Origin of the sequence: Nocardia halotolerans (genome assembly GCF_042650145.1) — a bacterium.
GTDB classification, from domain to species: Bacteria; Actinomycetota; Actinomycetes; order Mycobacteriales; family Mycobacteriaceae; genus Nocardia; species Nocardia halotolerans.
In genome coordinates this window covers 165,909-178,093 of the sequence record NZ_JBHSDL010000005.1, presented here as the reverse complement: position 1 = coordinate 178,093, position 12,185 = coordinate 165,909, and the positions used below count along the sequence as shown (strand labels likewise).

The window sequence follows — 12,185 nt, the reverse complement described above, 5'->3', positions numbered from 1 at the left end:
CTACAAAGTAGTCAACGTAAACATTAAGTGGACGTCGGATATCCTGCTGACACCATGTCCCTGCACTCGCGCTACCACCACGGTGACCTCCGCGCCGCCCTGCTCCAGCACGCCGAGGTGGCGTTGCGCACGGTCGGCGCCGACGGCCTGTCGCTGCGTCAACTCGCCCGCGACACCGGCGTCAGCCACGCCGCCCCGAGCAGACACTTCCGTGACAAGCAGGCACTACTCGACGCACTGGCGGTCACCGGGCTACAGCGACTCGGCGCCTGCTTCGAACAGGCAGGCACCGACGGCCCGATCACCACCCGCCTGCGGACCCTGGCCCGCACCTACCTGCGTTTCGCCGTCGACAACCCCGAACTGCTGCCGCTGATGTTCGCGCGCAGGCACAACTCCACCGACACCGAGATCCAGGCGGCCGCCGAACGCGCCTTCGCCGTCCCCATCGCGCTGATCGCCGAAGGCCAGGCCGCCGGCGAAATCGTGCCCGGCGACCCGAAACGCATCGGTGTCACCGCCCTGGCCGCCCTCCAGGGCCTGGCGACCTTCGTCGGCTCCGGCTACACCGCCGACTACGACTCCGCCCAACTACTCGACGATCTCGTCGCCCACCTCACCCTGGGCCTGCTCCCCCGCCACTGACGTGGCCTCCCCTTGCGGAGAGGAGGCCACGTACCGGGTCAGGCTCCGACGTAGTCGGCCAGATGTCGGCCGGTGAGGGTGGAGCGGTCCGCGACGAGCTCGGCCGGGGTGCCTTCGAAGACGATCCGGCCGCCGTCGTGGCCGGCGCCGGGGCCGAGGTCGACGATCCAGTCGGCGTGGGCCATCACGGCCTGGTGGTGCTCGACGACGATCACCGACTTGCCCGAGTCGACGAGGCGGTCGAGCAGGCCGAGCAGTTGTTCGACGTCGGCCAGGTGCAGGCCGGTGGTCGGTTCGTCGAGAATATAGACCCCGCCCTTGTCGGACATGTGGGTGGCGAGCTTGAGGCGTTGACGTTCGCCACCGGACAGCGTGGTCAACGGTTGACCGATGGTGAGGTAGCCGAGGCCGACATCGGTGAGGTGGGTGAGGATCTTGTGCGCGGCGGGGGTACGGGCCGGCCCGTCACCGAAGAACTCGCGGGCCTCGTCGACCGACATCGACAGCACTTCGCTGATGTTCTTGCTCGCGAAGGTGTACTCGAGCACCTCGGCCATGAACCGTTTGCCCTCACACACCTCACACATCGTGGACACGCCGGCCATCATCGCCAGATCGGTGTACACCACGCCCGCACCGTTGCAGTTCGGGCACGCCCCGGCCGAGTTCGCGCTGAACATCGCGGGTTTGGCGCCGGTGGCCTTGGCGAAAGCTTTGCGGATGTGGTCGAGCAGGCCGGTGTAGGTGGCGGGGTTGCTGCGGCGCGAGCCCTTGATGGGAGCCTGGTCGATCGAGATGACGCCCTCGTCGACCGGGATGGACCCGTGCACCAGCGAGCTCTTACCCGACCCGGCCACACCGGTGATCGCGACCAGCACCCCGAGCGGGATATCGACGTCGACGCCGCGCAGGTTGTTGGCCGTGGCACCACGGATTTCCAACGCGCGCTCGGACTTTCGGACCGTGTCCTTGACGGCGGCGCGGTCGTCGAAGTGGCGACCGGTGACGGTGTCGCTGGCGCGCAGCCCCTCGACGGTGCCCTCGAAGCAGATGGTGCCGCCCTTGGTGCCCGCGGCGGGCCCGAGGTCGACGATGTGGTCGGCGATCACGATCGTCTCGGGTTTGTGTTCGACGACGAGCACGGTGTTGCCCTTGTCGCGCAGGCGCAGCAGCAGGTCGTTCATGCGCTGGATGTCGTGTGGGTGCAGCCCGGCGGTGGGTTCGTCGAAGACGTAGGTGACGTCGGTGAGCGAGGACCCGAGGTGGCGGATCATCTTCACCCGCTGGGCCTCACCACCGGAGAGCGAGCCCGAGGGCCGCGACAGCGACAGATAGCCCAGGCCGATCTCGACGAACGAGTCGAGGGTGTCGCGCAGCGATTCCAGCAGCGGCGCCACCGAGGCGTCGTCGAGGCTCTTGACCCATTCGGCGAGATCGGTGATCTGCATGGCACACGCGTCGGCGATGCTGATGCCGTCGATCTTCGACGAGCGCGCTTCGGCACTGAGGCGGGTGCCGCCGCAGTCCGGGCACTGCCCGAAGGTGACGGCGCGTTCGACGAAGGCCCGCACGTGCGGTTGCAGGGATTCGACGTCCTTGGACAGCATGGACTTGCGGATCTTCGGGATCAGGCCCTCATAGGTGAGGTTGATGCCCTCGACCTTGATCTTGGTGGGTTCCTTGTAGAGCAGGTCGGCGAGCTGCTTCTTGGTGTAGTCCCTGATCGGTTTGCTGGTGTCGAACAGCCCGCTGCCCTTGAAGATCCGGCCCATCCAGCCGTCCATGGTGTAACCGGGGATGGTGAACGGGCCCTCGTCGAGTGACTTGTTCTCGTCGTAGAGCTGGGTGAGGTCGATGTCGTTGACGGTGCCCTTGCCCTCACAGGTGGGGCACATGCCGCCGGTGACGTTGAAACTGCGCCGTTCCTTGACGGTGACACCGTTCTTCTCCACCGCGACCGCGCCGGAACCGCTGATCGAGGCCACGTTGAACGAGAACGCCTGCGACGACCCGATGTACGGGTCGCCGAGACGGCTGAACAGGATGCGCAGCATGGCGTTGGTGTCGGTGACGGTGCCGACGGTGGAGCGCGGGTCGGCACCGAGGCGGGACTGGTCGACCAGGATGGCGGTGGTGATCCCGTCGAGAAGATCCACGTCCGGGCGTGCCTGGGTAGGCATGAAGCCCTGCACGAACGCACTGTAGGTCTCGTTGATCAGGCGTTGCGATTCGGCGGCGATGGTGCCGAAGACCAGCGAGCTCTTGCCCGAGCCCGACACACCGGTGAACACGGTGAGCCTGCGCTTGGGGATTTCGACGCTCACGTCGCGCAGGTTGTTCACCCGCGCCCCGGTGACCCGGATCAGGTCGTGACTGTCGGCAGGGGCCAGCGGTGCGGTCTTGCTCATGGATCTCCTCGAGGGTTCGGCGTCACTCGAATCTAGCGGTGGGGTACGACGTGTTACCGCTGCTGGACGCGAACCATGTTGCCCGCGGGATCACGGAAGGCGCAGTCGCGCACACCGTAGGGCTGATCGGTGGGTTCCTGCACCACTTCGATGTCGCCTGCCTGCAGTTTCGCGAACAGGCCGTCGAGGTCGTCGGTGGCGAGGTTGACACCGGCGTAGGTGCCCTTGGCCATCATCTCGGTGATGACGCGGCGCTCCTCGTCGGTGATACCGGGGTCGACGGCGGGCGGGGTGAGCACGATGGCGGTGTCGGGCTGGCCGGGTGGTCCGACGACGATCCAGCGCAGACCTTCGTAGCCGACATCGCTGCGGACCTCGAAACCGAGTGCGTCGCGGTAGAAGGCGAGGGCGGCCTCGGGGTCGTCCTGGGGCAGGTAGCTCTGGTGAATGGTGATGTTCATGCGTTCACGCTATGTGTCCGCGGTGGTGGGTGCTTCTCGATTCCTGATCGGTCTGGTCACCTTCTTGACCACGCACGACGGGATACCGTCGGCCGTGCCGGCCTGTTGGCGGCGGTACACGCTGGGTGCCACGCCGACGAGTTCGGTGAAGCGGGTGCTGAAGGTCCCCAGCGAGGAGGCGCCGACGGCGAAACACACCTCGGTGACGCTCAGGTCGCCGCGGCGCAGCAGCGCCATGGCGCGTTCGATGCGGCGAGTCATCAGGTAGGAGTAGGGCGATTCGCCGTAGGCGAGGCGGAACTGGCGGCTCAGGTGTCCGGCGGACATGTGCACGCCGCGCGCGAGCGCCTCGACGTCGAGGGGCCGGTCGAATTCGCGGTCGATGCGGTCGCGCACACGGCGCAGCAGGGTCAGGTCGCGCAGGTGCTGGGGTCGCGCGGGTGAACCGGTCACGGGTCCGATCGTCGCACGTCGGGGACGGTTCGCCTACCGGCGGGGCCGGTCAGTGCGGGCGCAGGACGACGAGGCCGGGGACGGTGCGGGTGTAGTCGAGCAGTGGGGTGTCCACGACCCGGTAGGCGTCGAGGGAGGAGGCGTTGCGCAGGACCGGGCCCGCGGTGGTGTGCACGAGGATGCCGACGTGGGTGACGTCCAGGCCGGCCGCGGGGGTGTAGGCGCCGACGAAGTCTCCGGTGCGTAGACCCGCCACCACCGCGCCGTCGACGGCCGCCGACGGGATGTGGGTGATCGCCCGGTCGACGACGGGCAGGCCGGGCAGGTAGGTGGTGCCGTCGGCCTTGGCGTTGAGGTGTTTGGTGGTGGTGCGCGCGGCCGCACTCAGGGTGGCGGTGACATCGGTGGCCGCGACACGTTCGGTGCGGGCCCAGTCGGTGAAGAAGTGTTTGCGGTGGGTGAACTCGACGCGGCGGTCGGTGTAGCGGGTGGCGACGAGTTCGGTGACGAATTCCTCGCGGTCGGTGGAGCGGGAGGCGGCCTCGATGTAGTCGAGGAAGGTGAAGCAGTCCACCCGGCGCAGGTCCACGACGAGTTGTTCGGGTTGGGTGGCCGAACCGATGAGCATGTTCGCCCCGTAGGGTGTGCCGAGCAGACGGGCGGACAGGCGATTGATCAACTCGCCCCGGTGCAGCCCACCCGAGGCGGCGCGCACGGCGAGCAGTTCATCGATCGTGCGTGCGCTGGTGTCGTCGAGGGCCGGGGCGGCGTGCGCGGGTGTGGCCACGATCAGCACCGCGGCGAGCGCGAGCACGATCCGGTTGATGATGCGCACAACGCCTCCAGCCGGGCACGGTCGATCGGTACGAGCGTGCTCCACCGTAGCCGAGAGCGGGTGCTCACCGGCCGGGGACGATCACCGCCCGCCCGTTGATCTTGCCCGCGGGCAGCCGTTCGTAGGCCAGTGTGCTTCCTCGAGCCCGAATTCTTCGACGTGGACCGAGTTCTTCGGCACGCAGGCAGTAGTTCTCGGCGTCGGTGGTGCACATGCGGCAGGTACCGCGCCCCCACGGTCCGTAGACGGCCGTCATGGTGCCCGGTTCGATGTCGTGCACACCGGCGCCGAAGGCGCGGCAGGGCGCCGATGGGCACGTCAACGATGTGCGCGCGGGGATTGCAAGCGATTCGCGATCGTTGCGATGGCGCGCGATCGGCCGTGGATCCCGTACCGTTGGCGCAGGTAGGTCGGTTACACGGCAGATTCGCCGCTTGTTTGCCGTGCAGGTTGTCCGAGCGTCGCCCGCGGGTCGGGCGGAAGGGAAGCCGAGATGCGTGCGCTGACTGTTGTTCCTGACCGGGTCGGGTCGCTGCGGGTCCAGGAGGTACCGGACCCGGTGGCCGGGGCTGACGAGTTGCTCGTCGACGGTGTGGCGTTGGGGATCTGCGGCACCGACCGGGAGATCGCCGCCGGCGAGTACGGGTGGGCGCCGCCGGGGCAGGACCATCTGGTGCTCGGGCACGAATCGCTGGGCCGGGTGCGTACCGCCCCGCCCGGAAGTGGTTTCGCCCCTGGTGATCTCGTGGTGGGGATCGTGCGCCGGCCCGATCCGGTGCCGTGCGGTGCGTGTGCGCGTGGGGAGTTCGACATGTGCCGCAACGGCCGGTACGTGGAACGCGGCATCAAACAGATCGACGGGTACGGGTCCAGTGTGTGGGTGGTGCCGGTGGACTACGCGGTGAAGCTGGATCCGGCGCTGGCCCGGGTGGGGGTGTTGATGGAGCCGACGACGGTGGTGGCCAAGGCGTGGGATCAGATCGAGCGGATCAACAACCGGGCGTGGTTCGCGCCGCGTACGGTGCTGGTCACCGGCGCCGGGCCGATCGGGTTGCTCGCCGCGCTGCTCGGGGTCCAGCGTGGACTGGACGTGCATGTTCTCGACCGGACTTCGGAAGGACCCAAACCGACGTTGGTGGCCGACCTGGGCGCCACCTTCCACACCGGTTCGGCGCTGGAGGTGGCCGAGCGCATCGACGTCGACATCGTGATCGAGGCGACGGGTGCGCCCGCGGTGGCGTTGCAACTGATGTCGTTGAGCAACCCGGGGGTGCTGGTGTGCCTGACCGGGGTGTCGTCGCCCGGTGACGATTCCGGGGTGGATGTGGGTGCGCTGAACCGCAACCTGGTACTCGACAACGCCCTGGTGTTCGGGTCGGTCAACGCCAACCGCCACCACTACCAGTTGGCCGCGCAGGCGCTGGCCGAGGCCGACCCCGCGTGGTTGGAGCGGTTGATCACCCGGCGGTTGCCGCTGGAGCGGGCGCCGGAAGCGTTCGCAGCCGGTGATCACGCCGACATCAAGGTCGTGATCGACCTCGAGGCGAACTAGCTGGTGCAGCCGTCCGGGCCGCAGGTTTCCCCGTCGGCGTCGAGGGCCACCAGCGGTGTGGGCCGGTCGTTCCAGGCGGTGGTCAGGGCCTGGGTGAACACCTCGGCGGGCTGGGCGCCCGACACGGCGTACTTGTTGTCGAAGACGAAGAACGGCACTCCGGTGGCGCCGAGTTGAGCGGCTTCGCGTTCGTCGGCGCGCACGGCGTCGGCGTAGGCGTGCTGGTCGGCCAGGACCGCGCGCACCGCGGTCTCGTCGAGTCCGGCGCGCACGGCGAGGGCTACCAGTCGTTCGGTGTCGCCGAAGACCGGTTCGGTGTCGGCGAAGTTGCCCGCGTAGAGCGCGTCGAGCAGGGCGTCCTGGGCGCCGTGTTCGAGGGCGTAGTGCAGCAGGCGGTGCATGTCGAAGCTGTTGCCGTAGTCGCGGCCGGTGCTCTGGTAGGGCAGACCCAACTGTGCGGCCTGGGCGCCGATGGCGCGTTCGTTGGCCGCGGCCTCGGCGACGCTGATGCCGTATTTGGCGGCGATGCGCGGGATCACCGGGCCGGTCTCGTCGGCGGGCAGACTCGGGTCGAGTTCGAAGGAGCGGTGCACCACTTCGACGTCGTCGCGGTGATCGAACTCGGCCAGCGCCTGTTCGAAACGGGCTTTGCCGAGGTAGCAGAACGGGCAGTTGATGTCGGTCCAGATCTCTACTCTGGTGCTCACGCGGGCCTCCCGGCGGTGCTCAGGCTCTTCGGCGCCGGTCCGCGACAGAGTGGACGGGCGTTCGACTCGTGGGGTGACAACGCGGGCAACGATGCCGCTATTCCTCCGGGTGGGGGCGCCACGGGGCGAGCACGAGGGACACGATGGCGTTCGAGCAGCAGCGACGGGGGTGGGTGCAGGTGCCCGAAGGATTGACGGTGCCACGCGCGCTGGGCGGGCTGTGGGCGGTGCGCCACGTCCAGAGCGCGGCCAACCTCTGGTATTCCGATCCCGCGACCGAGCAGCTGCCGATGCGCGGCACCGACGCCGCGGTGGATCTCACCGCGCACGGGCGCGCGCAGGCCCAACTTCTCGGTGGCTGGCTGGCCGGGCTCGCCGCGGCCCAACGCCCCGTGCTGGTGGTGTGCTCGCCCTATCTGCGGGCGCGGCTCACCTGGGCGTTGATGGCCGAGGCCGCCGCTGGACGCAACCGGCAGCTGCCACCGATCCGCACCCTGGTCGACGAGCGGCTACGGGACCGGGAGATGGGCATGTTCGAACTGCACCCGTACAAGGCGATCCGGCGGCGCGCCCCCGAGGAGGCGGCGCGCCGCGAGCGGGTAGGCAACTGGGTGTATCGCCCGCCGGGCGGGGAGTCGCTGGCCGATGTCGCGTTGCGGGTGCGCGGTTTCCTCGATGAGCTCGATGTCGTCGCCGCCGGCGAACAAGTGCTGGTGGTCGCCCACGACGCGGTGGTGGTGTCGCTGCGCTACGTGCTGGACGGACTCGGTGCGCCCGTGCCGGACTCGCTGGAACCGGTGCCCAACGCGTCGGTGTCGCAGTGGCGGCGCGAGGGCCCGCGGCTGCGGTTGCGGGTGTGGGGTTCGGTCGATCATCTGAGCGGGGGTGAGCGGGCCGGTTGAGCGCCGCGCGTGTCGGCCGATCCGGTGGTGGGGCGCCGTTAGATTGGCTGCATGTCGCAGCCGGACACGGATCGAGAGCGCGCCGAACAGCAACGCATCGCCGCGGCGCTCACGTTCCTGACCGAGTTGGGCACCTCCGGGCTGGAATCCGGTTATGCCACCGAGGCGGTCACGGTCATGCTCACTTCGTGCGCGCAGGTGTGGGGGCTGACGCGGAGCTCGGCGACGGTGGTCGGCCGGGTGCTGATCGTGCAGTGCGACGACGTCCACGAGCACCCGGTGTCGCGGGTGGCGCAGGTTTCGACACTGGACGCGTTCGACTGTGACCGGATGCGCCGGATCAAGGATGTGGTGCGTGCGACGGTGTCCGAACGGCTCGACCCCGAAACCGCCTGCGAGCGGCTGCGCCGCGCCGACGCCGGGCCGCCACCGTTTCCGTGGTGGTCGGTGCAGGCCGGTGGGATGCTGCTGGCGTTGTGCATCTGCCTGCAGATCGGTGGCACACCGACGGCCGCGGCGCTGGCCGCGGTGGTGCAGTTGGTGGTGAATCTGTGTGGGCGGGGTTTCGGGGCGTGGCGGGTGCCGAAGTTGTTCGCGGTGGCGGTGCAGGCCGCACTGGCCGGTTTTCTCGGTGGCGGGTTGCATCTGGCGGGTTGGTTGACGGTGGCGCAGGCGGCGACGGTGATCGCGACGGCGTGGGTGCTCATCGCGCCACTGCCCCAACTGATCTCCACGGCCATCGATCTGGTGAGCGCCGACAGCCTGACCGCGCTGGCTCGGGCGCTGGGTGCGGCGTTGATCATCGGCGGGATCGTGCTCGGCGGGTTGCTGATGTTGTCGCTGACGTGGCGCTTCGATCTGGGAGTCGCCTCGGACGGCAAGTTGCCGGTGGTGCCGGTGTGGATGGGGATCGTGTTCGCGGTGCTCGGGGCGGTAGGCAACGCGCTGTTCAATGTCGGTGGTCCGAGGCTGCTGGGGACGGCGGCGGTGGCCGGGTTGGTGACGGCATCGGTGAACCAGGCTCTGATCCACTGGGGGAATGTGCCTTCCGCGTGGGCGGGGCCGATGGCGGCGGTGGTGCTGGGGTTCCTCGCCGCCGCCTCGGCCGACCGGTTGCGGTTGCCGATGTCGGCGATCGCGTTGGTCGGTATCACCGGTGCCCTGTTGCCCGGCCTGATCGTGTGCCAGGGGTTGATCCTGTCGGTGTATCAGGTGTCGGGGATCGGGTATTTCGTGCAGGCGGGTGCGGTGAGTGTGGCGCTGGGTGTCGGGACGAGTCTGGGGGTGTATCTGTGGTCGCTGACGATGCGGCGCAGCTGGGCCGCGGCCACCGATTAGCGCCGGGAGCGCGTGGTGGGTCAGCGGCGGTGGGAGTAGATCAGGCGCGCGTATTCGGCCAGCAGCAGCTGCAGGTCGGTGGGTTCGCCGGTGGCGGCGAGTTGCTGGTAGCCGATGAGCATCGCCATCCCGAATTCGGTGACGACGCCGGCGGTGGCTTCGTCGCCGACCACGTCGTAGATCACGCGGTGCACGGTGCGCCTGCGTGATTCGTCGACCCGTTTCACCGCGACATGCACTGATTCGTCGTTGGCGGCCCAGGCGCGCAGTGCGGCTTCGGCGCCGTGTTCGAGCCCGCCTGCCAGTGCCGACATGGCGCGTACGTCGGCGTCGGGGTCGCCGTGGCCGACGTCGAGGGCGCGTAACTCGATCATCTGCCGGTTCTCCCAGTGTTCGAGCAGGGTGTCGACGAAACCCTGCCAGGAGCCGAAGTGGTGGTAGAACGAGCCGCTGGTGACGCCGAGGCGACGGCACAACACACCGATGTTGAGACCTCTGAAGCCGAACTCGGCGAGCACCGCCACAGCGGTGTCGAAGTACTGCTCCTTGGTGACCACTCGGGACATCGCGATGCCGTTCTGTTCGTGCGGGCAGGGCTGAAGAATGCGAACAGTACCCCATCGTATCGAGGCCCCGTGTGAGCGTAACGAAGTCTATGCTGTGGCTTGTCGCGTTCGACACACTCCGAATTATCAAGTGCGGGAAGAACATCGACGCCCACCACCGGCGCAACTGCATCCGAATGGAATAACGGAGCAAGTGCTCTGTAAAGTATTGTTCATGCCCAGACCGCGCACCCACGATCCGCAGACCGTGCTCGACGCCGCCGAAAGCCTCGCCGCGCGTTCAGGTCCCGCCGCGGTCACCGTGCGCGCCGTCGCCGCCGCCACCGGCGTCTCCAACGGAGCCCTCTACCACACCTTCGGTTCGCGCCGGGAAGTGCTGGCCCACACCTGGTTACGTGCCGCGCACCGCTTCCTGGAACGGCAGGGCGCCGCCGTGGAACGCGCCGTCACCGCCACCGACCACACCGCCCGCGTCGAAGCCGCCCTCGACGCCGCCGAGACACCGGCGCACCTGGCCGAACACCACCCCGACTCGGCCCGGCTGATGCTGCTGGTGAACCGCGCCGACCTGCTCGCCCACGACCTGCCCGCCGAACTGGCCCAGCAGATCACCGACACCGAGAAGGCCCTGCTCACCACCCTGGCCCGCCTGTCGCGCGCCCTGTGGGGTCGCGCGGACCGGCGCGGTGTCGCCACCGCGACCACCTGCCTGGTCGACCTGCCCACCGCGCTGCTGCTGCGCCGCGACCGCCTCACCGATCCCCTGGCTCGCGCCCACCTGCGTGCCGCCGTCCGTGCCGTACTCGAACTCGGCCCCACCGAAAAGGAAACCTGATGCCCACTCTGCGCCACCACGACTCGATCGCCGTCCTCGATCTGGGCGAGGGCGAGAACCGCTTCTCCCCCGACTTCCTCACCGAGGTGCACACCCACCTCGACACCGTCGTCGCCGACCGGGCGCCGGCGCTGGTGACCACGGCGTCGGGCAAGTTCTACTCCAACGGCCTCGACCTGGACTGGCTCTCGGCCCACCCCGACCGGGCCACCGACTACGTCGAGTCGGTGCACACCCTGTTCGCCCGGGTACTCACCCTGCCGATGCCGACGGTCGCCGCGATCGGCGGGCATGCCTTCGGGGCCGGCGCGATGGTGGCCATGGCCCACGACTACCGGGTGATGCGCGCCGACCGCGGCTACTTCTGTTTCCCCGAAGCCGACATCAACATTCCCTTCACCAATGGCATGGCCGCGCTCATCCAGGCCAAGGTGAGCCCGAAGACCGCGATCGCCGCCATGACCACCGGCCGGCGTTTCGGCGGCACCGAGGCCGCCGCAGTGGAACTGGTCGACGCCACCGCCGACGCCGACCGGGTCCTCGACACCGCGGTGTCGATGGTGGCGCCGTGGGGCGGCAAGGCGCAGACCACGATGACCGCGATCAAGTCGGTGATGTTCGCCCAGGTACTCGAGGCGTTGCGCGGCAAGAACTGATCACGGCAGCCGGGGCCCCTTGCCGATGTACACATCACCACGGTCGTCGGTGGCCCACCCGCCGCCGGTGTAGTCGCCGAGCACGAAGCAGGCGTCGCAGAACTGGACGCCGAACACCGAAAGGAAGATGCTGCGGTACTGGCTGATCGCGCGCATCTTCACCGACTTGTAGGCGGCCTGGGCGGCGGGCTGGGCTTCGAGGAAGGCGTAGCGGCGGAAGTCGGCGACCGGTTCGCTGGAGAACCGGACCAGGCCGAGCCGGTTGAGGTTGCCCAGGTAGTGGTGGTCGCGTTCGGGCATGGCGCAGCCGGCCATGTTGGCGATCATGTTGATGCCGTCGGCGAGTCGTTGCGAGCCGATCCCGAACGGTGCCTTGGTGCGGATGTCGATGGCCGGTTGCGGCCCGGCCACCGCGAGGAAACGCAGGATGCGGGCCTCGTCGGGGGTCAGGTCGTGCAAGATCGGCACGAAGGAGGGGTGCACCTCGCGCGGTTGCTGTGCCGAATCCCAGCCTTCGGTGATCATGGCGTCGCCGAGGGTCTTCAGCTCCTCGGCGTCGATGTCGTCGTCGAAGGCACGGAAACCACCGGTGGTGGTGGGGTTCAGTCCCAGTGCGCCCAGCGCGGCCCTGCGCACCGCCTCCACCCGTTCGTCGATGATCGCCGACATCGGTTCGCCCGCGCGGATGTCGTCGACGAGTTCGGTGGCGGTGTGTACCGCGCCTTTGGTGACCGCACCGGCGATGTGGCGCAGTGACAGCCCGGCGATTCTGGCCAGGCCGAGCAGGTCGGTCGGGATGCCGCGTGCGGGTTCGTCGTCGGACATGC

The 12,185-nt window shown here is 68.7% G+C and carries 14 protein-coding genes; 6 read left to right on the top strand and 8 right to left on the bottom strand.

Going from position 1 to position 12,185, the window contains the following annotated elements:
- The first annotated feature begins 54 nt into the window (after window positions 1-54).
- Window positions 55-645, top strand: a complete 591-nt coding sequence (locus tag ACFO5K_RS05020; RefSeq protein WP_378556364.1) for a TetR/AcrR family transcriptional regulator — start codon at window positions 55-57, stop codon at window positions 643-645.
- Window positions 646-683: 38 nt separating this feature from the next.
- Here the strand turns inward: ACFO5K_RS05020 and ACFO5K_RS05015 are convergent, their stop codons facing one another.
- From ACFO5K_RS05015 to ACFO5K_RS04995, 5 genes are all read right to left on the bottom strand, one after another.
- On the bottom strand, window positions 684-3,053 hold the full coding sequence (locus ACFO5K_RS05015; protein ID WP_378556361.1) for an ATP-binding cassette domain-containing protein: 2,370 nt from the start codon (window positions 3,051-3,053) through the stop codon (window positions 684-686).
- 53 nt (window positions 3,054-3,106) lie between these two features.
- Complete coding sequence (locus ACFO5K_RS05010) at window positions 3,107-3,514, bottom strand: VOC family protein (protein ID WP_378556358.1); 408 nt, start codon at window positions 3,512-3,514, stop codon at window positions 3,107-3,109.
- A 9-nt stretch (window positions 3,515-3,523) separates the two neighbouring features.
- The gene (locus tag ACFO5K_RS05005; RefSeq protein WP_378556355.1) at window positions 3,524-3,967 is read right to left on the bottom strand and encodes a helix-turn-helix transcriptional regulator; all 444 of its coding nucleotides are present in this window, start codon (window positions 3,965-3,967) and stop codon (window positions 3,524-3,526) included.
- A 49-nt stretch (window positions 3,968-4,016) separates the two neighbouring features.
- The gene (locus ACFO5K_RS05000; RefSeq protein ID WP_378556352.1) at window positions 4,017-4,802 is read right to left on the bottom strand and encodes an N-acetylmuramoyl-L-alanine amidase-like domain-containing protein; all 786 of its coding nucleotides are present in this window, start codon (window positions 4,800-4,802) and stop codon (window positions 4,017-4,019) included.
- 64 nt (window positions 4,803-4,866) lie between these two features.
- Window positions 4,867-5,082: a hypothetical protein gene (locus tag ACFO5K_RS04995; RefSeq protein ID WP_378556349.1), complete on the bottom strand. Its 216-nt coding sequence runs from the start codon at window positions 5,080-5,082 to the stop codon at window positions 4,867-4,869.
- A gap of 213 nt (window positions 5,083-5,295) precedes the next feature.
- Between ACFO5K_RS04995 and ACFO5K_RS04990 the strand changes: the two genes are divergently transcribed.
- A complete protein-coding gene (locus ACFO5K_RS04990) occupies window positions 5,296-6,354 on the top strand; it encodes a glucose 1-dehydrogenase (protein ID WP_378556346.1) in 1,059 nt (352 codons plus the stop codon).
- Here ACFO5K_RS04990 and ACFO5K_RS04985 read toward each other — a convergent pair.
- Window positions 6,351-7,061: a DsbA family oxidoreductase gene (locus tag ACFO5K_RS04985; protein ID WP_378556343.1), complete on the bottom strand. Its 711-nt coding sequence runs from the start codon at window positions 7,059-7,061 to the stop codon at window positions 6,351-6,353. The genes ACFO5K_RS04990 and ACFO5K_RS04985 overlap by 4 nt on opposite strands.
- Window positions 7,062-7,204: 143 nt before the next feature.
- On the opposite strand from ACFO5K_RS04985, the gene ACFO5K_RS04980 reads away from it, so the two are divergent.
- Both ACFO5K_RS04980 and ACFO5K_RS04975 read left to right on the top strand, forming a co-directional pair.
- Window positions 7,205-7,963: a histidine phosphatase family protein gene (locus ACFO5K_RS04980; RefSeq protein ID WP_378556340.1), complete on the top strand. Its 759-nt coding sequence runs from the start codon at window positions 7,205-7,207 to the stop codon at window positions 7,961-7,963.
- A gap of 51 nt (window positions 7,964-8,014) precedes the next feature.
- Window positions 8,015-9,301: a threonine/serine exporter family protein gene (locus ACFO5K_RS04975; protein WP_378556337.1), complete on the top strand. Its 1,287-nt coding sequence runs from the start codon at window positions 8,015-8,017 to the stop codon at window positions 9,299-9,301.
- 20 nt (window positions 9,302-9,321) lie between these two features.
- Here ACFO5K_RS04975 and ACFO5K_RS04970 read toward each other — a convergent pair whose 3' ends face one another.
- A complete protein-coding gene (locus tag ACFO5K_RS04970) occupies window positions 9,322-9,867 on the bottom strand; it encodes a TetR/AcrR family transcriptional regulator (RefSeq protein WP_378556334.1) in 546 nt (181 codons plus the stop codon).
- Window positions 9,868-10,081: 214 nt separating this feature from the next.
- Between ACFO5K_RS04970 and ACFO5K_RS04965 the strand changes: the two genes are divergently transcribed.
- Both ACFO5K_RS04965 and ACFO5K_RS04960 read left to right on the top strand, forming a co-directional pair.
- On the top strand, window positions 10,082-10,702 hold the full coding sequence (locus tag ACFO5K_RS04965; RefSeq protein ID WP_378556331.1) for a TetR family transcriptional regulator: 621 nt from the start codon (window positions 10,082-10,084) through the stop codon (window positions 10,700-10,702).
- Entirely contained in the window at window positions 10,702-11,358 is a 657-nt protein-coding gene (locus ACFO5K_RS04960; protein ID WP_378556328.1) for an enoyl-CoA hydratase-related protein, read from the top strand. Before ACFO5K_RS04965 ends, ACFO5K_RS04960 begins: the two co-directional genes overlap by 1 nt.
- Here ACFO5K_RS04960 and ACFO5K_RS04955 read toward each other — a convergent pair whose 3' ends face one another.
- Entirely contained in the window at window positions 11,359-12,183 is an 825-nt protein-coding gene (locus tag ACFO5K_RS04955; protein ID WP_378556325.1) for an Abi-alpha family protein, read from the bottom strand.
- Window positions 12,184-12,185 lie beyond the last annotated feature (2 nt).

Coding starts and splice junctions, on each gene's coding strand:
- ACFO5K_RS05020 (WP_378556364.1), top strand. CDS start 55: ATGTCCCTGCACTCGCGCTACCACCACGGTGACCTCCGCGCCGCCCTG.
- ACFO5K_RS05015 (WP_378556361.1), bottom strand. CDS start 3,053: ATGAGCAAGACCGCACCGCTGGCCCCTGCCGACAGTCACGACCTGATC.
- ACFO5K_RS05010 (WP_378556358.1), bottom strand. CDS start 3,514: ATGAACATCACCATTCACCAGAGCTACCTGCCCCAGGACGACCCCGAG.
- ACFO5K_RS04990 (WP_378556346.1), top strand. CDS start 5,296: ATGCGTGCGCTGACTGTTGTTCCTGACCGGGTCGGGTCGCTGCGGGTC.
- ACFO5K_RS04980 (WP_378556340.1), top strand. CDS start 7,205: ATGGCGTTCGAGCAGCAGCGACGGGGGTGGGTGCAGGTGCCCGAAGGA.
- ACFO5K_RS04975 (WP_378556337.1), top strand. CDS start 8,015: ATGTCGCAGCCGGACACGGATCGAGAGCGCGCCGAACAGCAACGCATC.
- ACFO5K_RS04970 (WP_378556334.1), bottom strand. CDS start 9,867: ATGTCCCGAGTGGTCACCAAGGAGCAGTACTTCGACACCGCTGTGGCG.
- ACFO5K_RS04965 (WP_378556331.1), top strand. CDS start 10,082: ATGCCCAGACCGCGCACCCACGATCCGCAGACCGTGCTCGACGCCGCC.
- ACFO5K_RS04960 (WP_378556328.1), top strand. CDS start 10,702: ATGCCCACTCTGCGCCACCACGACTCGATCGCCGTCCTCGATCTGGGC.
- ACFO5K_RS04955 (WP_378556325.1), bottom strand. CDS start 12,183: ATGTCCGACGACGAACCCGCACGCGGCATCCCGACCGACCTGCTCGGC.